The organism is Dorea sp. AF24-7LB (genome assembly GCF_003478575.1).
Lineage (GTDB): Bacteria > Bacillota > Clostridia > Lachnospirales > Lachnospiraceae > Dorea_D > Dorea_D hominis.
In genome coordinates, this window is record NZ_QUFR01000007.1 from 39,662 (window position 1) to 63,502 (window position 23,841).

A 23,841-nucleotide genomic window follows, 5' to 3' on the forward strand; every position below is an offset into this window, starting at 1 on the left:
TATTTCCTCATAAATAATAAAATTTGTTATATTGTACCATAAATATATGATTTTATACAATGACTAGATATAAAGTTTACGATATAATCACATTTATTAGAGGAGGACAAAATGAAAAACCAATATAATAAGACAATTACAGCCTGTTTTGTAGGTTATATTGTACAAGCTATCGTTAATAATTTTACACCACTGCTTTTTTTGTTTTTTCAGAAATGCTATCATATTCCAATTTCCCAAATTACATTGTTAGTGACTTTTAATTTTGGGATACAACTACTGGTTGATTTTCTTTCTGTCAGATTTGTTGATAAAATAGGATATCGGATATCAATGATTATAGCTCATGTTCTAGCAGCGGCAGGATTATTCTTTCTTACAGTTTTACCAGAGATTTTACCAGTTTCCTTTATTGGAATTTTGATTGCTGTAATGATCTATGCGGTAGGTGGTGGACTTTTGGAAGTCCTAGTCAGTCCAGTTGTTGAGGCTTGCCCATCCGACAATAAGGAAAAAGCAATGAGCCTGTTGCATTCTTTTTATTGCTGGGGACACGCCGGAGTTGTACTCATATCAACCGTGTTCTTTTATGTAGTCGGTATAGATAACTGGAAAATATTAGCCATTATTTGGGCGGTTATTCCAATTGGAAATGCTTTTGTTTTTTCAAAGGTTCCCATTGCACCATTGCTTGAGGATGGAGATACCGGACTTGGATTAAAGGAATTGTTTCGGATGAAAATTTTTTGGATTTTGTTGATTATGATGATATGTGCAGGAGCAAGTGAGCAAGCAGTAAGTCAATGGGCCTCTGCTTTTGCAGAAAAAGGTCTTGGAATTTCAAAGGCAGCCGGCGACTTAGCAGGGCCGATGGCATTTGCGGTTCTAATGGGAATATCAAGATTGTTTTATGGTAAGTATGGTGACCGTATCAATTTGGAACACTTTATGATTTATAGTAGTTTTTTATGTATTTTATCCTATTTAGGGATTTCATTATTCTCGATTCCGCTATTAAATCTGATTGCCTGCGCTGTCTGTGGGCTTTCAGTGGGAATCATGTGGCCTGGAACTTTCAGCAAGGCATCGGCAGCTTTGCCCAAAGGGGGAACAGCCATGTTTGCATTGCTGGCATTAGGTGGAGATATAGGTTGTTCAGGAGGTCCTACATTGGTTGGAATGGTATCAGGAGCTTTTGGAGATAACCTAAAGATGGGAATTTTGGCAGGAATTATTTTTCCAGTGTTGCTACTTATAGGAGTCATTCTTTGCAGAAGACAAAAGAAAATTACTAAATATTTTTGCTTCTTTTACCGGTCCTGCCACACAGACAAGCACAATTGCACAATTTTATCATCTGTTTTCTATCGCTAATAAGCAATTTTAAAAAAACAGAAAGAGAATATGCATCGATATATCTCTATATCCGATTCACATTCTCTTTCTGTTCATTATTCATCTATGGCTAATAAATCTCTTCTAATCCTCAAAAGCTTCTTTCACTTTATCCATAAAGCCTTTTTTCTTCTTTCCACCTTTTGCAGAATCCTTTGGTTCGGATGATTCCGGTGTATGCAAAGTATTGCCGGAAAGCTCATCGAACTTGCGGAGTGCTTCTTTCGCTTCTGCACTTAAATGTTCCGGTGTCTGGATCACCAGTGTTACATAATGATCGCCACGGATGCTTGCACTTCGGATAGAAGGAACTCCCTTGCCTTTGAGACGTACTTTTGTACCGGTCTTGGTTCCCGGTTTTACAGTGTAGATCACATCTCCGTCTACGGTCTTGATCTTCACATCTGCACCAAGTGCTGCCTGTGCGAATGAAATCGGTACCGTAGAAAAAATATGCATATCCTGCCGCTGGAAGATCGGATGTCTGGATACAACCACTTCTACCAGAAGATCTCCTCTTGGTCCGCCGTTCACGCCCGGTTCTCCTTTTTCACGGATTCTTACACTCTGTCCATTGTCAATACCTGCCGGAATGGATACAGATATTTTCTTTCTGTTGGAAACATAACCGGTTCCACCGCAGCCTGAACACTTCTCACGGATGATTTTACCGGTTCCGTGACAGTCCGGACAGGTCTGTACATTCTGTACTGTTCCGAAGAAGGACTGCTGTGTATAAACAACCTGACCTTTTCCTCCACATTTTGAACATGTCTCCGGGGATGTTCCCGGTTTTGCACCTGTTCCATTACATTTCGGACATGAATCTTTTAATACAACATCCAACTCTTTTTCACAGCCAAACACTGCTTCTTCAAATGTAATTCTGACACTCTTGCGGATGTTTGCACCTTTCATAGGTCCCTGACTGGCACGACCGCCTCTTCGGCCGCCTCCAAACAGATCACCAAACATATCTCCGAAAATGTCACTGAAATCTGCGCCGTTAAAATCAAATCCGCCGAATCCACCGGCTCCGCCTGCGCCACCTTCAAAGGCTGCATGACCGTACTGGTCGTACTGGCGACGTTTGTCTGCATCGCTCAGTACCGCATAGGCTTCCGATGCTTCTTTGAATTTCTTTTCCGCCTCTGCATCACCAGGATTCATATCAGGATGGTATTTTTTAGCGACTTTTCTGTATGCTTTTTTAATTGTGGCTTCATCTGCATCTCTGCTTACGCCAAGCACTTCATAATAATCTCTCTTTGATTCTGCCATCTCTTATCCCTTTCCACTGTAAATCTAATCTGCCTTTCCTGTACCTGTAAGCACCTGCCACTGACAGCTTCTTACGGATACTGTGAAACAGAAAGAAGTTCTGTGTGCCCGGCTTACACCGGACACACAGAACAACCTATCTTACCAGGTCTTATACTTCTTTATAATCTCCGTCTACTACGTCGTCTCCCTGGAATCCTTCCGGTGCCGGACCTGCTCCCTGTGCACCTGTTCCCATGTTCGGATCAGCTCCCTGTGCGCCAGCTGCAGCTCCTGCCTGCTCATACATCTTTGTGAAGAGTTTCTGAGCACTCTCTGTCAGTTTTTCTTTTGCTGCTTTAATCTCAGCGATCTGAGCATCTGTCATCTCTTCTGTATTTGCCTTCTCAAGCAGATCTTTCAGTGCTTTGCAGTCAGCTTCTACTGCTGCTTTGTCAGCTGCATCCAGTTTGTCTCCAGCTTCAGACAATGCTTTCTCTGTCTGGAATACGAATGCATCTGCTTCGTTCTTTGTATCGATTCCTTCTTTACGTTTCTTATCCTGTGCTTCAAATGCAGCAGCTTCTTTTACAGCTTTATCAATATCTTCATCAGACATGTTAGATCCTGCTGTGATTGTGATATGCTGCTCTTTTCCTGTTCCAAGATCTTTTGCAGATACATTTACGATACCATTTGCATCGATATCGAATGTAACTTCGATCTGCGGTACTCCACGCGGAGCCGGTGCGATTCCATCCAGTCTGAACTGTCCGAGGGACTTGTTGTCTTTAGCAAACTGTCTCTCACCCTGTACAACGTTGATATCAACGGCTGTCTGGTTATCTGCTGCTGTAGAGAAGATCTGGCTCTTCTTTGTCGGGATTGTTGTATTTCTCTCGATCAGTCTTGTAGCTACACCACCCATTGTCTCGATAGACAGTGACAGTGGAGTTACATCCAGAAGAAGGATGTCGCCTGCGCCTGTATCTCCTGCAAGTTTACCACCCTGAACAGAAGCACCAAGTGCTACACACTCATCTGGGTTCAGAGATTTGCTAGGCTCTTTTCCTGTCAGACGTTTTACTTCTTCCTGTACAGCCGGGATACGTGTAGATCCACCAACCAGCAGTACCTGACCAAGCTCAGAAGCTGTGATACCAGCATCAGATAATGCTCTCTGAACCGGCTCAGATGTCTTCATCACAAGGTCGTGTGTCAGTTCATCAAATTTAGCTCTTGTGAGGTTCATATCAAAATGTTTCGGTCCCTCTGCTGTAGCTGTGATGAATGGCAGGTTGATATTTGTGGTTGTTGCAGAAGAAAGTTCTTTCTTCGCTTTCTCAGCTGCTTCTTTTAATCTCTGCAGTGCCATCTTATCTGTAGATAAGTCTACACCTTCCTGTTTCTTGAATTCTGCGATCATGTAATCTGTGATCTTCTGGTCAAAGTCATCTCCACCAAGTCTGTTGTTACCTGCTGTAGATAATACCTCGATAACACCGTCACCAATCTCGATTACGGATACATCGAATGTACCACCACCAAGGTCATATACCATAATCTTCTGTTCATTCTCATTGTCAAGTCCGTAAGCAAGTGCTGCTGCCGTAGGCTCGTTGATGATACGTTTTACATCAAGTCCTGCGATCTTACCGGCATCTTTTGTAGCCTGACGCTGAGCATCGTTGAAGTAAGCAGGTACTGTGATAACAGCTTCTGTTACTTTTTCTCCAAGATATCCTTCTGCATCTGCTTTTAATTTCTGAAGGATCATTGCTGAAATCTCCTGCGGAGAATATTTCTTCTCATCTACAGTTACTTTATAATCAGATCCCATCTCTCTCTTGATAGAAGAGATTGTTCTCTCTGCGTTTGTAACTGCCTGACGTTTTGCAGGTTCACCTACAAGACGCTCTCCTGTTTTTGTAAATGCTACTACTGACGGTGTAGTTCTTGCACCTTCTGTGTTAGCGATAACTGTTGGCTGTCCACCTTCCATTACGGCTACACAGCTGTTTGTTGTACCTAAGTCAATACCAATGATTTTACCCATAATAATTGTCCTCCTGTTCTATTTCTAAATAAATTCTAATTTGCTACTTTTACCATACTGTGTCTCACTACAGAGTCACGATACATATAACCTTTTTGGAATTCTTCGGCAATGATATTCTCACCGAGATTCTCATCTTCCACATGCATAACCGCATTGTGAAGATTCGGGTCAAATTCCTGACCTACCGCTTCGATAGGTTTCACCTCGATTCCTTCCAGTGTTGTCATCAGTTGTTTGTAAACCTTCTCCATTCCCTGGATAAATGGATCTTCTTTGTCTTCTTCCTTCACTGCATCCAGACCTCTTTCGAAATTGTCTACAACCGGAAGAATCTTCTCTATGATATCTTTCGCACCAACTTCGTACATTTGGGATTTCTCCTTCTCTGTACGTTTGCGGAAGTTATCAAACTCTGCCATCTGACGAGTGAGTCTGTCAGTCAGTTCCTCAATCTTCTCGTCTTTTTTATCTTTCTTATCCTTCTTTCCAAATAACTTCTTGCCGGATTTCTTCTCTTCTGTATCGGATTCTTTGCTGCCCTCTGTCTCTGCTTCCTTCGCTTCGTCTTCGGCTGCCTCTTCTTTAGTGGCTTCAGCTGTCTTCTTTGCTTCCTCCACAGCTTCCTTTACCATCTCTTCCTGGCTCTTTTCTTTGTTATCTTCCAAGGGTACTTCCACCTTTCTTATTCATTCTTATGAAACATCTGATCCAGTTCTGTCTGGAGACGCTTCATAGATTTTAAAACATGCTCATAATCCATCCGCTTCGGTCCGATAATGCCTATCGTTCCCTTCATGCCCTCGCCTAATTCATAGGTTGCGGTCACGACACTGCAGTCCTTCATGTTCTGTACCGGTGCTTCATCACCGATATAAACCTGGATTCCTGTATTCTCTTCATGAGAAAGTGTCTGGGTTACAAGCTCTGTAAGCTGTTGTTTTTCTTCAAATGCACTGATGATATCCTGAGCGCTCTGCTTATCGCTGAGCTCTGGATATTTAAAAATGTTCGTCGCACCACTTGTATAGATCTGCATATCTTCATCGACCTGTATCGTATCTGCGACTGCATCCAGTACATTGCCAATCACCACGCTGTGAATACCTGCCTGCTCTTTGAGTCTTGCGATCAGTCCTAAATTGATCTCCTCAATGGACATACCATTGAGTGTTGTATTCAAAAGCATATTCAGCTTCAGCAGGTTCTCATTGCTGAGCGGTTCTTCCAGATGAATGAGCTTGTTCTTAATCACATTGCCGCCGAGAACAATTACCGCGATCACCTGTTCTTCATCCACCATAGACAACTGGAGGAACTTGATCTTATTGGAATTGTTCATCGGAGTGGAAACCATCGTTGCGTAATTCGTATTGTTCGCTAAAACTTTGGCTGCCTGTTTCAGAAGCTGATCCATCTTATCTGCTTTCTGAAGCATCTGATCCTGCATATCATTCAGTTCCTGCTCCTTCTCCTGCATCAGCATATCTACATATAATCTGTAGCCTTTATCCGAAGGAATACGACCTGCCGATGTATGTGGCTGTATGATATAACCAAGTTCTTCCAGATCCGCCATCTCATTACGGATCGTTGCTGAACTTAAATTCAAATCCGTATATTTGGAAATGGTTCTCGATCCGACCGGCTCGCCACTCTCTAGATAAGTCTGTATAATCGCATGTAAAATCTTAAGCTTACGATCACTCAGTCCATGTTCTTCTAACATCAGCTCTCCTCCTTTCGGATTTTTCTTTGTTAGCACTCATTAAAAAGGAGTGCTAACATCTTTCGACTATTAATGTAGCACTCCTTTTTCTGTTTGTCAACAGTATTTATTATTTTTTTAGATTCTTTTCAAACGCTTTAAAACAGTCTAGCTCAGTTCTACTTTTGCAGCCTCTTCCGGTTTGAAATCATTTGCCAGATCATAGATATTATGTCCTGTAGACTCACTTAATACACGTCCCTCTAATGAATAGCAGCGGATAAATCTTTTACCATCTACACTTGACCAGTGTTCTACATCCCAGCTCATGTATCCGTCTTCATCAGATTTCTTCTCTTTCAGATAAAGATCTACCTGACGGCCGTCTTTCATAAGCTGAACCAGTCCGTCTGTTCCATTTACTTCTACTTCTGCTTTGTTTACTGTGTCAAAAATTTTCATTTTGCATTCCTCCTGCGTGGTTATATATTTCCTCTATTATAGCCTTTTTCTATGTAAAACACAACCGAACATCCCCTATCCTTCAAACATTTTCCGCAGATCTCTTCTTTTCTCCACCTCAAGTTTTGAAAATATACGGGTAATTACATTTTTCACATAACCATAAGAATAATGATATTCCGCCGCAATCTCCCGGTTGTCCATCCCTTTTGCAATTGCCTGCGCAATCTTCCACTCGATTGGGCTTAACACTTCCTGCATCTTTTTATACGTTTCATTCTCCTTTATTTCTTCCGTTCGTTCTTCTCTGGCCCGTCCTTCTTCATATTGTAAATGGCGTTCCACTCTTGCAAGCAGTACTTCTTTCACAAATGGTTTCACAATATAATCTACCGCGCCGGATTTTAATCCGCGCACTTCATAATCTGCATCGGAAAATCCGGTCAGGAAAATAATCGGCACACTGCCTGCCGCCGGAATCTTCTTCATCTCATTTAGTGTCTCATATCCATCCATTCCAGGCATAGCAATATCCAGAAGGATCAGATCCGGGATCACGCCTTTTTCCAGAAGTGCAATCGCCTGGCTCCCGGCTTTGGCTACACTGACACTGTAAAATTCTGACAGAATCTCTTCTGCTGTCTTTAATAAAATCAGATCGTCATCCACGACCAATACATGTTTTTTCTCCATCAGTGTTCCTCCTTCCACTTTCTGAAAATACTCTCTGCTTCTTCAAAATCCAGCTCGCGGATTTTCTGTCCGATCTGTTCCAACAGCTTTCTTCTCTCCGGATCATTTTCTGTGTCCAGCAGCTTTTGATTCCAGGTGGAAGCTTCCTTCCCCTGATAACGCATCAATGCTTCACGTAATGCTTTTTCATAGGTTTCTTTCCGGTTTATATCTGCTATGGTACTCTCTGCTTCTTCGTTTTCTCTCTGCGGTATGAGCTGCACTATTTCTTTCCGGAACTGTCTGGCTCCTTTTACCGTTCTCTCCCATTCCAGATAAAGAAGCGGCATTGCATATTTGAAATAATCCGCATCCATTTCTTTGCCATGCACTTCCATCGCCTGTGCCAGCTCTGAGAGTTCTCCTGCGCCAATTGCTTTTGCATTGCTTTTCAGTGTATGCATTTCACCGGTCAGTGCCATCAGGATCTCCGTCCTTTTCTTTTCTGTATCTGCATATTTCAGTGCTTTTTCCATTTTCTCCATCTGCCTGCGATTCGGTTCATAATAATCTGTAAAAAATTCTATCAATTTTGCATATTGATATATATTTCCATCCAGTAAATGCAGTCCTTTTTCCATCTGGATCTCACAGACTTGCAGCTGTGCTTTCAGCCGGTTGTAATCTTTTCCTGATATTTTCCATTCTTTTCGGCTGCTTTTTGTAACCAGTATATCCGGCAGATAAGCCAGAAGCAGCTCTTCCATTCTCTCCCAGCGAATCGGTTTTGATAAATAAGCGGCAAATCCTTCTTTTTCAAACATCTGCTGGATTCCACTTGTAACATCTGCCGTCAGTGCGATCACCGGAACACGGATTTCCATCTCCTTCATACGCCGAAATGTTTCCAGCCCATCCATTTCCGGCATCATATAATCAAGAAATATCATATGATAATTTCCTTTTCTGACTTTCTCGATACATTCCGAGCCACTCACTGCTGTATCTGTGCGGATCTTGGTATGTTTTAACAGTGAACAGATCACTCGCAGGTTCTCTTCCCTGTCATCCACAATAAGAACCTTTGCATCCGGTGCAACAAAAGTGCTCGCATGCTTTTCTTCTTTTTCTTTCCTTGGATGCCATTCTCCGGATTTTTGTTTTCCTGCCTCTTCCAGAGGAAATGTTACCGTAAATCTGCTCCCTGTCCCGACTTCACTTTGTACTTCAACCTTTCCATCCATCTCCCGGCAGAGTTCTCTGACAATTGCCAGCCCCAGACCGCTTCCTTCAATATTTCTGTATTTTTTCACATCCACTCTGGCAAATGCATCAAATAACGTATTCATTGCTTCTTTCTCTATGCCATATCCGGTATCTTTCACAGAAAAACGGATCTTTTCGCCACATCTTTCCACCTGGAATACAATAGAACCGTTCTCCGTGTATTTCACAGCGTTACTGATCAGATTCAGCATAATCTGTTTCATATGTAAAGCATCCCCGTTTATATATTCCGGCAGCGTTTCATCTATTTTCACCTGAAACTCCAGATTTTTATTTTCCGCCTGTCCGGATCCTAACAGCCAGATTTCCTGTACAAGTGCCGAAATAGAAAATGGTTCTTTTGTAATCTTTACTTTTCCGGATTCAATTTTGGAAATATCCAGCACATTATTGATCAATGATAACAGATAATTTCCGGATTTTTCAATTCCCTGTGCATATTGCCTGATATCCTCCGAATCACATTCCCTGAGTATCATTTCATTCATTCCAAGCATCACATTGATCGGTGTCCGTATTTCATGACTCATATTTGCAAGGAAAACACTTTTCGCCTGATTTGCCTTCATAGCTTCTTCTCTCGCTTCTGTCAGATAGATCTGCTGCCTGTTATACAGACGGAAATGCAGGTAAGTAACTGTACCGATAGCAAGACTCGATACTGCAACGCCTACGATGGTATCAATAACAATCTCTTTCTCCGACAGAAACCAGATAACCGTCTGCGGGTATGCATAGGCAATTCCTATTGTTGCAATATAGATTAGCAGTTCAATCAATACACAGCAGATCATCTGCAAACGCTCCAGCATAAATACAGTAAATAAAATTCCAAAGACATAAAAACATGGCATGCCACTTTTGTAACCGCCGCCTTTAAAAAACAGAATTGGAAACAGGATCATGAAGATCGCTATAATTGTTATAAAATAACAGAACTGATAATTTCGGCTTTTATATGCATAATATAAAAGTGAAAAAGATAAGACCGCTGTCACCCCATTGGTAAATAACAACACCGGATTTCCACTGTTCATATAAGAAAAAATACCATTCATCACACTGATCAGTACTCCCACGATCGCCAGTATATTAAACAGCCTTACACGAAATGGAAGCGCTGTATCTAAAAACAGTGATTCCAAAATATGCTGCATTTTCTTGTCTTTTCGTTCCTTCATGCGACAATCCTCCAATTTGTTCTGTTTTCAGTATAAAATACTCCCTCTGAAATCATAGTGTCTTCCGGTCACATTTCTTTTAACCAGAATTCATTCTTCCGGCAGTCCAGTATGCCTGTTTTTTTTAATTTACCAAGTTCCGCAGACATGGCACTTCTCTCCACGCAGAGATAATCGGCAAGTTCCTGTCTGTCGAAAGGAATCGTAAAATGCATACTCTGTGCCTTCTTTGCACAATCTGAAAGATACGATAACAGTTTTTCTTTTGTACTCCGTCTGGAAAGATGGCTGATTTTTTCATTCAATGCAACATTTTTTATTGCCATGATCCGGACAAGGTTGCTGATGAGCCGCTGGTGAAATGTACACGACATCGGACATGTCTCGATCACTTTATTCATATTAATAAGAAGTATTCTGCAATCTGTCACCGCCATTACACTGACCGGACTCTTCTTAATTCCCGCACAGGAAAATGCAGCCCCGTATAACTGTCCCGTTTTTACATGCTCCAGAATATTACGGTTGCCAAACACATCCTCTTCGGCAACCTGCACCATCCCTTCCAATACTAATCCCGCACCTGCAGAGGATTCTTCTTCCGTAAGGATCATTTCTCCTTTTCTGTAACTTTTTTCTCTTCCATCCAGACATTTTAACATTTCTGTCAGATTTTCCTCCCGGATTCCTCCAAATAATGAAATTTCATTTATTTTCATAAAAATCTCCTTTTGTTGGAAATACAACATCTTTTTTATTTTTATTGTAGTAGACTAAGCAAGACAAAACAAGTAAACCATTTAATTTTTATTATATGAAAAGGAGAATTTCACATGATCAGAAAAATTATTCAAATAGACGAAGAAAAATGTAACGGATGCGGTGCCTGTGCAAACGCATGCCATGAAGGTGCAATCCAGATGATCGATGGGAAAGCACGGCTGATTCGTGACGATTATTGTGACGGACTGGGCGATTGCCTTCCTGCCTGTCCGACCGATGCCATCCATTTTATAGAAAGAGAAGCTGCAGCATATGACGATGATGCTGTGAAAGAACATTTGAAGAAAAAAGGCGGCGACGCTCTTAAAAGACACCTGGATGCAAAAGAAGCTCATAAACATGACACTCCTGCCGAAAAATCTTCCCACAAAGAGAAACCATCTACTTTCACAGGCTGTCCGGGACAGCGCATCCGCTCCATCATGCACCGTAATGAAGAATCAGCTACCTCTGCTGATAATGGAACGGCTCCGGTAAGCCAGCTCAGCCAGTGGCCTGTACAGATCAAGCTTGCTCCGATCAATGCTCCTTATTTTGACGGTGCAAACCTGCTGATCGCAGCCGACTGCACTGCATACGCTTACGCTGATTTCCACAACCGTTTCATCCGCAACCGCATTACTCTCATCGGATGTCCGAAGCTGGATGCTGTCGATTACACTGAAAAACTGACCTCGATCATTGCCGGAAACGACATCAAGAGCGTTACCATTGTCCGCATGGAAGTGCCTTGTTGCGGCGGTCTGGAGTATGCCGCAAAAGAAGCTTTAAAAGCAAGCGGGAAATTCATTCCCTGGCAGGTTGTCACTGTAAATATTGACGGTTCTTTACGGAAATAATTAAAAAGGGACAGGGGGATTTTAATTTGGGACGGGGATTTTCCAGAAAATCCCCGTCCCAAATTTATTCGCGAATATATTTCATCCACGCCTGTATGTCTTTTTCATGTCCATTATCACTTGGCACATAAAATTTCTCATCTTTAATCTCATCCGGCAGATACTGCTGTTTCACATAATGTTTCGGATAATCGTGTGCATATTTGTAACCAACGCCATGTCCTAAATTTACAGAACCCTTGTAATGCGCATCCTGTAAATAAGAAGGAACTGTTGTCTTCTTCTGTTTCACATTATCCATTGCTGCAAATACCGCATTGCATGCGGAATTGCTCTTTGGAGCAGTAGCTACATACAAAACCGCCTGTGATAAAATAATCTGTGCTTCCGGCATACCGATCCGTTCTACTGCCTGTGCGGCAGATACGGCTACGGTCAGAGCCATCGGATCTGCATTTCCGACATCTTCTGATGCGCAGATCATAATTCGTCTTGCGATAAATTTGATGTCCTCTCCGGCATATAACATCTTCGCCAGATAATAGACTGCCGCATCTGGATCAGATCCTCTCATACTCTTAATGAACGCCGAGATTGTATCATAATGATTATCTCCCGTCTTATCATATTGCACGACTCGTTTCTGGATACACTCGGATGCCACATCCAGTGTAATGTGTATTTTCCCGTCTTCTTCACTTCGTTCGGTGGTCAGAATACCAAGTTCTATCGCATTAAGTGCACTTCTTGCATCCCCTCCGGCTATATCAGCAAGGAAATCCAGCGCATCTTCATCAATCTCTGCGCGGTAGCTGCCCATTCCTTTTTCCACATCATAGACTGCTCTCTGCAATAATTTCTTAATGTCTTCTTTTTTCAGCGGTTTCAGTTCGAAAATACTGGAGCGGGAGATCAGCGCACCATTTACTTCAAAGTATGGATTCTCCGTTGTCGCACCGACCAGGATGATCGTACCGTCTTCCACAAACGGGAGCAGATAATCCTGCTGCCCCTTATTAAAACGGTGGATCTCATCTACGAAAAGGATCGTCTTCTTCTGATACATTCCCAGCAGTTCTTTTGCCTTCTGCACCACTGTTTCCATATCTTTCTTACCGGCAACGGTTGCATTGATCTGCGTAAATTCTGCACTTGTCGTATTGGCAATGACTTTTGCCAGTGTTGTCTTACCGGTTCCCGGCGGTCCATAAAAAATGACGGAACTTAATTTATCCGCCTTGATCGCCCGGTATAGAAGTTTGTCTTTTCCTATAATATGCTCCTGCCCGACAACTTCTTCCAACGTCGTTGGTCTGAGTCTGGATGCGAGCGGTGCTTCCTTATCCATATTTTTCTCTCTGACATAATCAAATAAGTCCATTCTTTATCGCCTCTCTATCTTATGTTTCTATCTATACATCCTGTGCAGATTAACATTTTCTATTTATACTTTCTACTTCCTGTACGGATTAACTTTTTGTACTTTCTGCTTTCTATACAGTTAAAAGCTTTTCCGTTGATTAATCAATAATCAGTTCTTCTGCCGTTACAAAAGCAAATCCTCTGTCCCTGAGCTGATCAATAATCCGAAATGCAGCTTTCACAGAGGAATCATAGCAGTCATGCAATAAGATAATATCATTTTCCTTTGTCTGCGTCACTACTTTCCGCACAATTTCATCCACATTTTTCGTCGTCCAGTCGAGTGGATCTACTGTCCATAGCACCGGCATCACTTCCAGTTCCGTCTCCATCTCTTTCTTCCATGCCCCAAACGGTGGTCGCATATAAGCCACATGTTCACCTGTGATCTTACTGATCGTCTGATCTGTCTGCTCTACTTCCTGCCTCGCCTTATCTTCCGGCAGTGATGTCAGCTCGACATGATGATAGGTATGATTCCCGATCAGATGTCCTTCTTTTTTCATCCGCTTTACAATTTCCGGATAGCGCTTCACATTTTCCCCAATCAGGAAAAATGTTGCCTTAACTTTCCTCTTTTTCAGACCATCCAGCAGTTTTTTTGTGTATTTTCCACTTGGTCCATCGTCAAATGTAAGTGCCACTTTCTTTGCTTCGTTATCTTTTCTTACATAATCACTCATCTGCTGTCCATCTTCCAATTGTAACTTTCCATCTACCGAAACTGATTTTTTGCCGGCCTGCATCTTCCCGTCTGCCGGAACAGATTTATCACTGTTTTGTATGAGTCTGTCTTCCGGATGTGCTTCTTTCGCCACCGGACGCAGAGAAATTCCAAGTGCCAGACAAAGTCCCATCATATACAACAAAGCACACATCACTTTGATTTCTTTCTTCTCTCTTTTCTTCATGTTCTCCCATACCATTTGATTTGCACTTTGTAAAAATATATGTATCTGCCCAAAATCCTATGCGGCAGATTTAATGCTTGACAACCTATGTCCCCACTGCAATACCCTGTATGTATTACTTCGTGTTATGTTGTATCGTGCTGTTTTCTACTATGATGTCCGAATCAAAAGATGCCATACGAATGTACTGTACTTCATACTCCCGCAATTCTGTCCCGTATTCACATATCATAAAACTTACGCTCCACTTTTATGCTCATATCAGAGACAAAGAAAAAGTATGTTATCATATTATGTATTGTTAATTCCATCTGCAAATGCTATAATTAAATTTACGTGTGCATTTACATGTTTTTATTCTAAAGGAGGATTTTTATGGTACAAACAAAACAAAAAACAACACCTGTCCATGAAAATAAAATGGGAACCATGCCGGTTCCAAAATTGCTTATCTCAATGTCACTACCGATGATGTTATCCATGCTCGTCCAGGCATTGTATAATATTGTAGACAGCATGTTCGTAGCCAAGCTAAGTGAAGACGCACTGACTGCCGTATCACTCGCTTTCCCAATCCAGACGCTGATGATCGCTGTCGCATCTGGAACCGGCGTTGGTATCAACGCACTTTTGTCCCGTAATCTTGGTGAAAAAGATTATAAAGGTGCCAATCGTGCTGCAAAAAATGGTATTTTCCTTGCTGTTTTAAGTTTTATCATATTTGCAATTATCGGCGGCATCGGTTCTCATTTTTTCTTTTCTGTCCAGACAAAAAATCCTGAGATCGTTGCTTACGGTACAGAATATTTAAGCATTATCACAATCTGTTCTTTCGGAATTTTCATGCAGATTACCTTCGAACGTCTTCTGCAGTCTACCGGAAAAACAATTTACAACATGATCACACAGGGAACCGGAGCGATCATCAATATTATTCTTGATCCGATTATGATCTTCGGTCTGTTCGGATTTCCACGACTGGAAGTTGCCGGAGCTGCACTTGCCACCATTACCGGACAGATTGTCGGTGTTATTTTAGCAGCATTTTTTAATCATACGAAAAATCATGAAATTGATATTAATATGAAAGGTTTTCGCCCTCACGGACGCACGATCGCCACTATTTACAAAGTAGGTGTTCCATCGATCATCATGCAGGCAATCACTTCCGTCATGACATTCGGTATGAATAAAATCCTGCTAATGTTCTCTTCAACTGCAACTGCTGTATTTGGTGTCTACTTTAAATTACAGAGCTTTATCTTCATGCCGGTATTCGGATTGAACAACGGTATGATTCCGATCGTTGCTTATAATTATGGTTCCAGAAATAAACACCGTATTATACAGACAGCTAAATTCAGTGTTGCGATTGCAGTGACGATTATGATGATCGGTCTTGTATTATTCCAGACCTGTCCTCGTTTCTTCCTGTTCACACTGTTTGATGCATCAGAACAGATGCTTGCTATCGGCGTACCGGCACTTCGGATCATCAGCTTAAGTTTCCTGTTCGCCGGATATAACATCATTGTCGGTTCTGTATTCCAGGCTTTGGGAAATGGGGTCTACAGCCTGATCGTTTCTCTGGCAAGACAGCTTTTTGCGATTCTACCGATTGCTTATATTTTCGCAATCCTGTTTGGACTGCATGCTGTCTGGTGGGCAATTCCTATCGCTGAGATTGTCTCACTCATCACGTCAACGATTCTGTTAAAAAGAATTTACCGTCTGAAAATCGCACCTCTTTAAAAGAGGTGCTTTCTTTTTTCCTTATACGGATACTTTTGTGCATGAATTGTTTTTCTTACAGTTCATTATCAAATAACTTGACATTATACTACAAAGAGTGATACGGTTACTGTGATATTTTTCAAAAAATTCAATAACGAGGTGTAAACAATGCAGGAATTAAAGCCAATCAAAGAAGGTAAAGTACGTGAGATTTATGACAATGGAGACAGTCTGATCATGGTTGCTACAGACCGCATCAGTTGTTTCGATGTGATTTTACACAATGAGGTTACAAAGAAAGGATCTGTTCTCACACAGATGTCCAAATTCTGGTTTGATATGACAGAAGATATTCTTCCAAACCACATGATCTCAGTTGACGTAAATGATATGCCGGAATTTTTCCAGAATGAGAAATATGCCGGTAAATCCATGATGTGCAAGAAGCTTCACATGCTTCCGATTGAATGTATCGTCCGCGGATATATCACAGGAAGCGGCTGGGCAAGCTATCAGGAGAATGGAACTGTTTGCGGAATCAAGCTGCCGGAAGGATTAAAAGAATCCGACAAACTGCCGGAACCAATCTACACTCCGTCTACCAAGGCTGAAATCGGTGATCACGACGAGAATATTTCTTTTGAACAGAGTATTGCTCACCTGGAAAAATATTTCCCAGGAAAAGGTCGTGAATATGCCGAACTGCTTCGTGACAGCACTATCGCGTTATATAAAAAATGTGCAGAATATGCATTAAGTAAAGGAATCATCATTGCAGATACCAAATTTGAATTTGGTCTTGACGAGAATGGTAATCTTGTTATCGGTGATGAGATGCTCACACCGGACAGCTCCCGCTTCTGGCCTGCAGACGGTTATGAGCCGGGACATGGACAGCCGTCCTTCGACAAACAGTTTGCCCGTGACTGGTTGAAAGCAAATCCGGACAACGACTGGACACTCCCTCAGGAGATCGTTGACAAAACGATTGAGAAATATCTGCAGGCATACAAGATGCTCACAGGTGAAGACCTTGCTTAATTTTAGAAGCATTCATAAAAACAGATCCCTCTGATAGAAGGATCTGTTTTTATTATATTATTTTATTCTATTTTTTCTTCTTCACACTATAGCCAAATGTTCCAAGCTTCTTTCCCAGCGAATAATACTCTCCATGGGAATATGTCAGCAGTCTGCTGGAGGCAAGATCAAATTTTCCATTCTCCTGCATATATCTGTCATCTACCTGAACAGCCTGTACTTTCGCCGTGAACATGTGATGTGAACCGAGTTCCAGTATCTGATCCACCTTGCACTCAATATTCACCGGGCTTTCTTTAATACACGGTGAATATTGTAATGTCTCACTTTTTCCACGAGTAAGTCCCATCTCTTTCCATTTATCTACATCCCTGCCGGAACGAACACCACACCAGTCGGTTGCCCTTGCCAGTGCCTCCGTCGTCAGATTTACAACAAATTCTCCGCTTTCTTTAATCATATGATAAGAATAGCGCTCCGGACGCACGGATATATAGAGCATAGCCGGATTCGTACAGATCGTTCCCGTCCATGCAACGGTAATAATATTGTCTTCTCCGTTCTTATCTGCTGTACTAACCATAACTGCCGGAAGCGGGTAAACCATATTGCCCGGTTTCCATATCTGTTTTGCCATCTTCTCCTCCTGTATCAGATCATTTCTATATATCTTATTGTTGTAATGTCTCCACCAGTGCCGGGATCAGCTGTTTCTTTCTGGAAACAACTCCCGGAAGGATAATATCCTGTGTATCCTCCGGCAGATCAAATGCTGCTGTAATATGTGCTTTTGCATTTGCTCCACAACAGAGTAATTCTGTTGACTCATTCAAAATATCTGTCAGCATATAGTAGATCATATGGAGATTCTGCTTCTCCAGCACCTGTTCCAGATGCGGTTCCAGCACTTCTTTGATCTCCTTAAGTTCTTCTCCGCTCATGGAATTGATCTGTCCGACACCAAATACGACGTCATTTACCGTAAACTGTTTGAAATCCTGGAAGCAGATCTCTTCCGGCGTCTTGCCTTTCATGCTGCTACCTGCATTAAACATTTCTTTCGCAAGCTCTTCCATATCGACTCCGGCGATCTTTGCAAGTTTCGCCGCCGCTTTCTCATCAATGGATGTGCAGGTCGGTGAACGGAACAGCAATGTATCGGAAATAATCGCTGAACAGAGAAGACCTGCAATCTTCGGTGAAATGGAGATTTCTTCCTCTCTGTACATCTGATAAACGATCGTCGCCGTACAGCCTACCGGCTGATTCCGGAAAAATACCGGTCCTGTTGTCTCAATATTGCCCAGTCTGTGATGGTCAATGATCTCTACAATCTCTGCTTCTTCCAGCCCATCTACAGCCTGTGATTTCTCATTGTGATCTACAAGGATCACTTTCTTCTTGCTTGCATCCATAAAACGACGTCTGGAAATGAATCCACGGAATCTGCCATGTCTGTCAAGGATCGGAAAATCACGGAATTTTGTCTTCGTCATAACTTCCTTAATCTCATCTACATAATCATTCATATGAAATGCAACCAGAGGTCCTTTACTCATAAAAAACTTCACCGGTATACTCTGATTGATCAGACGGGCTGTTGTAAATGTATCATGCGGTGTACTGATAATCACAATACTCTGTTCTTCTGCTCTGCGGAGCATCTCCGAAGAAACTTTCGCGTTCTGACATACAACAATACAGCTCGCATCAATATTGATCGCACACTCCTGTGCTTCATCACGGTTTCCAAGGATTACCAGATCATCCCGTTCGATAAACTCCTTCATCAAATTCGGATCCGATGCTCCGATCGTTACTTTTCCTTTGGTAAAATGTCCATGTTCATTTCCCGTAAGTAATGTACCATCCAATGTACGGATAATATTCCTATACTGCGTCCTTGCTCTTGCCAAAATGTTACTGTCATAAACATCCATATAAGATGTCGCAATATCTCCGGTAGAGATCACTCCTACCAGTTCGTCTTCCTTCAATACCGGAACCGTCTTGATATTATTTTCTTTCATCTTTGCCCATGTATCTTTAATTGAAACATTCGGTGCAACCCCTTCAATCTTATGAATATCAAGATCTTTCGCCTGTAATTTGACATTTTTCAAAAGATCCGGCGCTTTCACATTAAATTTAGACAATATATACTGTGTTTCTTCGTTCACCTGACCTGCACGTTTTGCAACATACTCATCCCCTGTCAGTTTCTTTTTCAACTCTGCATATGCAATTGCGGAACAAATGGAATCGGTATCCGGATTCTTATGTCCGACCACATACACTTTTCCAGTCTTTTTTCCCATCTATCTCTCTCCAAACTTTCGTTAATATTATATTTTATGATATTTTTAGCGCATTCCTTGCTTCTTTTTATATCATATATTTTTCATAAGTTCACTAGTTAGATTGCCATTTTTTTTTCGTTTCGTCAACTATTTCTTGCATACAGACGCAAAATCCTTGCACATTTTTTGAAACAACGGTCATTTTTATGTTATACTGTATACAGTTTCTATCGCCATATAGAAAAAACGTTTATCAAAATCATGTCAGGAAGGAACAAAAAAACTATGAGTGAAGAATTAATGAAAGAAGACAACAACTTAACAATGGCAGATCTGGAAGATCATTTTGACGATGCCAATCCTTGGAATGTCGTAAAAAGATATCTCGAGAAGAAAACTATACTACCTGTTAAGATTGAGGGGATCGTCAACGGTGGAGCAATTGCTATGGTAGAAGGACTGCGCGGATTCATTCCGGCTTCCAGATTATCTTTATCTTACATTGACGATCTGGAATCTTATCTTCTGAAAGATATTGAAGTCCAAGTCATTGACGTTGACCAGGCTGAAAATAAATTAGTCCTCTCTGCCCGCGAACTTCTGAAAGAAAAAGAACGCAAAGCAAAAGAAGAGAAGATTTCAAATCTGCAGGTTGGCGCTGTTATGACAGGTACCGTAGACAGTTTACAGACTTACGGTGCATTTATCCAGCTTGAGGACGGTCTTTCCGGATTGGTTCACATTTCTCAGATCAGTCAGAAACGTATCAAATCTCCAAAAGATGTCCTGAATGTCGGGGATGAAGTTCAGGTCAAAGTAATCGGTATCAAAGATGGTAAGATCAGTCTCAGCATGAAAGCGCTGGAAGAAGTTGAAGAAGAGCCGGTTGAAAAAGTCGAGATTCCAAAAGCGGAAGAGATTGGAACAAGCCTTGGAGATCTCTTCAAGAATATCCAGTTATAATCTCATCTCCACGCTCTTTAATGAAATTCAGTTTCCTAATTACAATCGAATAGACTGACTCATTATATAAGGTACAAAAAAGGTTTCGCTCACAGCCGTGAATGAAACCTTTTTTATTATATTTCTCTATGTGTTTATTCCATCTCATCGAGATTTTTAAGCCATCCGGCTACGCACGCATCACTTGGCATTCTCCAGTCACCTCTCGGTGATAATGCAACCGTACCAACTTTCGGTCCGTCTGGCAGGCAAGAACGCTTGAACTGCTGTGCAAAGAATCTCCAGCAGAAGGTACGAAGCCATTTATAAATCGTCTCATTATCATACTCTCCTGCAAAGGCTTCTTTGGCGATCCTGTAGATTTTTGACGGTTCGTATCCGAACCGGAGCATATAATAAAGATAGAAATCATGCAGTTCGTATGGACCTACCAGGTCTTCTGTTTTCTGTGAAATCTCGCCGTCTTTTGGTGGCAGAAGTTCCGGGCTTACCGGTGTGTCTAATACATCATACAGAATCTCTTTAAGTTCCTGATCCTCACAGGTATCTGCATAATAATGAACCAGATGACGAACTAACGTCTTTGGAACGGAAGCGTTGACACCATACATGGACATATGATCGCCATTATATGTTGCCCATCCAAGAGCAAGCTCCGACATATCTCCAGTTCCTATTACCATGCCTCCTGCCGCATTGGCAATATCCATCAACACCTGTGTACGCTCACGTGCCTGTGAATTCTCATAAGTAACACTGTGATCCTCCGGATCATGTCCGATATCTTTAAAATGCTGTTCTACCGAAGCTGCGATCGGTACTTCCTTAAGTGTCGCTCCAAGCTTCTTCGACATCTTACATGCATTCTGATAAGTCCTGTCTGTTGTACCAAAGCATGGCATTGTAACCGCTGTAATTCCACTTCTGTCCATGCCAAGTGCATCAAATGCCTTCGCTGTCACAAGAAGTGCCAGTGTCGAATCCAATCCTCCGGAAATACCTACTACTGCACTCTTTGCATGTGTATGTGCCAGGCGTTTCTTAAGTCCCATCGCCTGAATGGTAAGGATTTCTTCACATCTTCTGGCTCTCTCGCCCTCTTCTCCCGGCACAAACGGTCTGGAATAAAATGTTCTCGTAAGCTTTGTCTCCTGTATCTTCATATCAAACGGAACACGCATAAGCTTTCTGTCTTCCACAAGCTGGAATGTCGTATTCTTCCGTCTCTCACTGAGCAGACGTTTTATATCTATCTCTGTATAAATAACATTATTTACAAAACGTTGTCCCATTGCAAGAGTTGTTCCGTTCTCAGCGATAATATTATGTCCGCCAAACACAACATCTGTCGTAGATTCACCTTCTCCGGCATTGGCATAAATATAACCGCACAAAAGTCTTGCAGACTGCCCCTCGATCAGATTCTTTCTGTATGTTGCCTTTCCGATCGTCTCATCACTTGCTGAGCAATTCACGATCAGGACGGCACCTTCTCTTGCTGCCTGGATACTTGGCGGAACCGTACTCCATACATCCTCACAGATCTCTGCAGCGATCACAAGCGACTGCATCTCTTCTGCTACAAAAAGGATCTGTGGTCCAAACGGAATCATCTTACCATCAAAAGAAATCATTCTTGCTTCCTTCGGACCCGCGCAGAACTGGCGCATCTCATAAAATTCACCGTAATTCGGCAGAAATGTCTTCGTCGTAAATCCAAGAATATGTCCATGGTTCACTGCCGCCGCAACATTATACAACTCACCGTCTACAGCTAACGGCATTCCGATAAAGAATATCCCATCCTTATTACCGGTATGTGTCGCAATCTTCTGCAATCCTTTCTTTGCATTTTCCAGCAACAGATCCTGTGTAAATAAATCTCCACACGTATATCCGGTAATACATAATTCCGGAAATACAACTACTTTTGCTTCCTCTTCTGCTGTCTCATCGATCAGCCGACAGATCTGCTCTGTATTATACTCTACATCTGCAACCCGGATATCCGGTGTCGCTGCTGCAACTTTCACGAATCCATGTTTCATTTTCTTTCGCCTGCCTTTACTTACTTCTCTTTAAAATATTTTTCAGTTCCTCTACACTGTAATGATAAGCGGTATTACAGAAATGACATTTGACTTCAATTGGTTTGCCATCATTGATCATTTCCTGAATATCTTTTTTACCTACACTTGCCACAGCCTGCTCCACACGCTCTTTGGAACAGTTACAATAAAATCGTGTCGGCATCGTATCCGTAATTTCCAGACCGACATTGCCAAGCAGTTCTTCTAACAGCTGTTCCGGAGTATAGCCTTTGTCCAGAAGTTCTGTCACGGAAGTCACAAGTTTTAAGTTCTCTTCAATCTGGCTTATTGTTGCATCCTCTGCAAATGGCATCATCTGGATAATAAATCCACCTGCAGTCTTAACTGTATTGTCCTTTTCCATCAATACTCCCAGACCTACTGAAGACGGTACCTGTTCCGAATTTGCAAAATAATAAGTCAGATCTTCTGCGATCTCACTGCTCACCAGAATCGTCTGTCCAGAGTATGGTTCTTTCAGTCCCATGTCTTTAATAACCTGCAAAAGTCCGATACCTACTGCTCCGCCAACATCCAGTTTACCATTCTTTGGTGGAAGCATCACATCCGGATTCTCAACATATCCCTTTACATCTCCCTTGCTGTCTGCTGTTACGGTAATCCCGCCGATCGGTCCGTCTCCGCGTACCTGTAATGTCAGCATGTCTGTCTCATTCTTCATCATACTTCCCATCATCGTACCTGCTGTCAGCAGACGTCCAAGCGCTGCTGTCGCAACCGGGCTTGTTCCATGGTGCTGTCTGGCTTCTTCTACTGTCTCTCTCGTAATTGCAGCAAAAGCACGTACCTGTCCGTTTGCTGCTGTTGCTCTTACAATATAATCTTTCATACTTAACATCCTTTTCTAATCTTATCTTCTAAACTTATCTTCTCGTTTGATTTTCTTATTATCCTCTGACATTCCACATTCATAGAATCATCTTACCATCTTCTGACATTCCTGTGCTACAACACAGATCCTCTGGCTTGTATAAAGCGGTGCATCCTGTGTATATGCATCATAAGCGCCCAGATATGACAGTCCTGCTTTTTCAAGCAGTGTCTTTATCTTCTCCAGTGTATATGCTTTCTGGTAATGTACTTCCTGATATTTGCGATACAATTCCGGATTCTCTGCACTTCTTACAAATAAAGACAGTTCATATTCATTAATCCGGTCTTCCTCATCATAATAATTATCCCAGATAAAACTGCATTCATCCCGGTCTTCTGCAAATACATTATCCGCAAGGATCTTCTGATATTTGTATTCTGTATTAAAATCAAACACGAAAATTCCGCCTGGATCGAGATAATTATTTACCAGCCGGAAAACTTCTTCCAGTTCGCTCTCTTCTGTAATATAGTTCACACTGTCACATACACTCACAACTGCGCGGACCGTTCCATATAATTCAAACTCACGCATATCCTGCAACAGATAAAGGATATCTTTTCCACTTTCTACTCTTTTATCCAGCGCAATTTCCAACATATCTTCGGAATTATCCACACCGATCATATCATATCCTCTGTCATTCAGGATCTCAGTCATTGTTCCGGTCCCACATCCCAATTCCAGTACCAGTCCGTCTTTAATCCCATATTGTTCTAATACCTTCAGCAAATATTCTGCCCATTCTTCGTATGGAACATTATCCATGAATGTATCATAAACTTCTGCAAAATTCGTATATGCCTTCATTGATGCGCTCCTTTCTTCTGTCACAAGCTTTC

At 41.9% G+C, this 23,841-nt stretch carries 20 protein-coding genes; 5 read left to right on the forward strand and 15 right to left on the reverse strand.

From position 1 onward, the window contains the following. The first annotated feature begins 111 nt into the window (after nt 1–111). On the forward strand, nt 112–1,374 hold the full coding sequence (locus DWY31_RS08570; protein WP_243060501.1) for an MFS transporter: 1,263 nt from the start codon (nt 112–114) through the stop codon (nt 1,372–1,374). Between the two features lie 105 nt (nt 1,375–1,479). On the opposite strand, the gene dnaJ is transcribed toward DWY31_RS08570, so the two are convergent. The 8 genes from dnaJ to DWY31_RS08610 form a co-directional block, all read right to left on the reverse strand. Next, the gene (dnaJ, locus tag DWY31_RS08575) at nt 1,480–2,676 is read right to left on the reverse strand and encodes a molecular chaperone DnaJ (RefSeq protein ID WP_117537361.1); all 1,197 of its coding nucleotides are present in this window, start codon (nt 2,674–2,676) and stop codon (nt 1,480–1,482) included. Nucleotides 2,677–2,827: 151 nt separating this feature from the next. Beyond that, nucleotides 2,828–4,711: a molecular chaperone DnaK gene (gene dnaK, locus DWY31_RS08580; RefSeq protein ID WP_021861385.1), complete on the reverse strand. Its 1,884-nt coding sequence runs from the start codon at nt 4,709–4,711 to the stop codon at nt 2,828–2,830. 35 nt (nt 4,712–4,746) lie between these two features. Beyond that, a complete protein-coding gene (gene grpE, locus DWY31_RS08585) occupies nt 4,747–5,379 on the reverse strand; it encodes a nucleotide exchange factor GrpE (RefSeq protein WP_118520088.1) in 633 nt (210 codons plus the stop codon). 17 nt (nt 5,380–5,396) lie between these two features. After that, entirely contained in the window at nt 5,397–6,440 is a 1,044-nt protein-coding gene (gene hrcA, locus DWY31_RS08590) for a heat-inducible transcriptional repressor HrcA (protein ID WP_021861387.1), read from the reverse strand. A gap of 147 nt (nt 6,441–6,587) precedes the next feature. Further along, on the reverse strand, nt 6,588–6,881 hold the full coding sequence (locus tag DWY31_RS08595; RefSeq protein ID WP_021861388.1) for a hypothetical protein: 294 nt from the start codon (nt 6,879–6,881) through the stop codon (nt 6,588–6,590). A 75-nt stretch (nt 6,882–6,956) separates the two neighbouring features. Next, nucleotides 6,957–7,574: a response regulator transcription factor gene (locus tag DWY31_RS08600; protein ID WP_021861389.1), complete on the reverse strand. Its 618-nt coding sequence runs from the start codon at nt 7,572–7,574 to the stop codon at nt 6,957–6,959. Continuing rightward, entirely contained in the window at nt 7,574–10,021 is a 2,448-nt protein-coding gene (locus DWY31_RS08605) for a hybrid sensor histidine kinase/response regulator (protein ID WP_118520090.1), read from the reverse strand. Before DWY31_RS08605 ends, DWY31_RS08600 begins: the two co-directional genes overlap by 1 nt. Nucleotides 10,022–10,089: 68 nt before the next feature. After that, the gene (locus DWY31_RS08610) at nt 10,090–10,740 is read right to left on the reverse strand and encodes a Crp/Fnr family transcriptional regulator (RefSeq protein ID WP_118520092.1); all 651 of its coding nucleotides are present in this window, start codon (nt 10,738–10,740) and stop codon (nt 10,090–10,092) included. Between the two features lie 114 nt (nt 10,741–10,854). Between DWY31_RS08610 and DWY31_RS08615 the strand changes: the two genes are divergently transcribed. After that, the gene (locus DWY31_RS08615; protein ID WP_118520094.1) at nt 10,855–11,643 is read left to right on the forward strand and encodes an ATP-binding protein; all 789 of its coding nucleotides are present in this window, start codon (nt 10,855–10,857) and stop codon (nt 11,641–11,643) included. 64 nt (nt 11,644–11,707) lie between these two features. Here the strand turns inward: DWY31_RS08615 and DWY31_RS08620 are convergent, their stop codons facing one another. Continuing rightward, nucleotides 11,708–13,024, reverse strand: a complete 1,317-nt coding sequence (locus DWY31_RS08620; protein WP_021861393.1) for a replication-associated recombination protein A — start codon at nt 13,022–13,024, stop codon at nt 11,708–11,710. 139 nt (nt 13,025–13,163) lie between these two features. Then, nucleotides 13,164–13,976, reverse strand: a complete 813-nt coding sequence (locus DWY31_RS08625; RefSeq protein WP_118520096.1) for a polysaccharide deacetylase family protein — start codon at nt 13,974–13,976, stop codon at nt 13,164–13,166. A 375-nt stretch (nt 13,977–14,351) separates the two neighbouring features. Here DWY31_RS08625 and DWY31_RS08635 point away from each other — a divergent pair, with 375 nt between their 5' ends. Then, entirely contained in the window at nt 14,352–15,728 is a 1,377-nt protein-coding gene (locus DWY31_RS08635; RefSeq protein ID WP_118520098.1) for an MATE family efflux transporter, read from the forward strand. A gap of 150 nt (nt 15,729–15,878) precedes the next feature. Further along, nucleotides 15,879–16,751 (forward strand): phosphoribosylaminoimidazolesuccinocarboxamide synthase, encoded by an 873-nt coding sequence (locus tag DWY31_RS08640; RefSeq protein WP_118288464.1) that lies wholly within the window; start codon nt 15,879–15,881, stop codon nt 16,749–16,751. Nucleotides 16,752–16,818: 67 nt separating this feature from the next. On the opposite strand, the gene DWY31_RS08645 is transcribed toward DWY31_RS08640, so the two are convergent. Together DWY31_RS08645 and DWY31_RS08650 are read right to left on the reverse strand one after the other, a co-directional pair. Then, nucleotides 16,819–17,388 (reverse strand): flavin reductase family protein, encoded by a 570-nt coding sequence (locus DWY31_RS08645; RefSeq protein WP_118520100.1) that lies wholly within the window; start codon nt 17,386–17,388, stop codon nt 16,819–16,821. A gap of 34 nt (nt 17,389–17,422) precedes the next feature. Further along, nucleotides 17,423–19,069 carry a putative manganese-dependent inorganic diphosphatase gene (locus DWY31_RS08650; RefSeq protein WP_117537372.1) on the reverse strand — a complete coding sequence of 549 codons (1,647 nt, stop codon included), beginning with the start codon at nt 19,067–19,069 and terminating at the stop codon, nt 17,423–17,425. A gap of 267 nt (nt 19,070–19,336) precedes the next feature. On the opposite strand from DWY31_RS08650, the gene DWY31_RS08655 reads away from it, so the two are divergent. Further along, entirely contained in the window at nt 19,337–20,014 is a 678-nt protein-coding gene (locus DWY31_RS08655; RefSeq protein ID WP_021861399.1) for a S1 RNA-binding domain-containing protein, read from the forward strand. A gap of 134 nt (nt 20,015–20,148) precedes the next feature. Here the strand turns inward: DWY31_RS08655 and DWY31_RS08660 are convergent, their stop codons facing one another. The 3 genes from DWY31_RS08660 to DWY31_RS08670 form a co-directional block, all read right to left on the reverse strand. Continuing rightward, nucleotides 20,149–22,062: an NAD(+) synthase gene (locus DWY31_RS08660; RefSeq protein ID WP_117537373.1), complete on the reverse strand. Its 1,914-nt coding sequence runs from the start codon at nt 22,060–22,062 to the stop codon at nt 20,149–20,151. A 16-nt stretch (nt 22,063–22,078) separates the two neighbouring features. Continuing rightward, complete coding sequence (gene hslO, locus DWY31_RS08665; RefSeq protein ID WP_118520102.1) at nt 22,079–22,954, reverse strand: Hsp33 family molecular chaperone HslO; 876 nt, start codon at nt 22,952–22,954, stop codon at nt 22,079–22,081. A gap of 87 nt (nt 22,955–23,041) precedes the next feature. After that, on the reverse strand, nt 23,042–23,809 hold the full coding sequence (locus DWY31_RS08670) for a class I SAM-dependent DNA methyltransferase (RefSeq protein WP_118520104.1): 768 nt from the start codon (nt 23,807–23,809) through the stop codon (nt 23,042–23,044). Between the last annotated feature and the right edge of the window lie 32 nt (nt 23,810–23,841).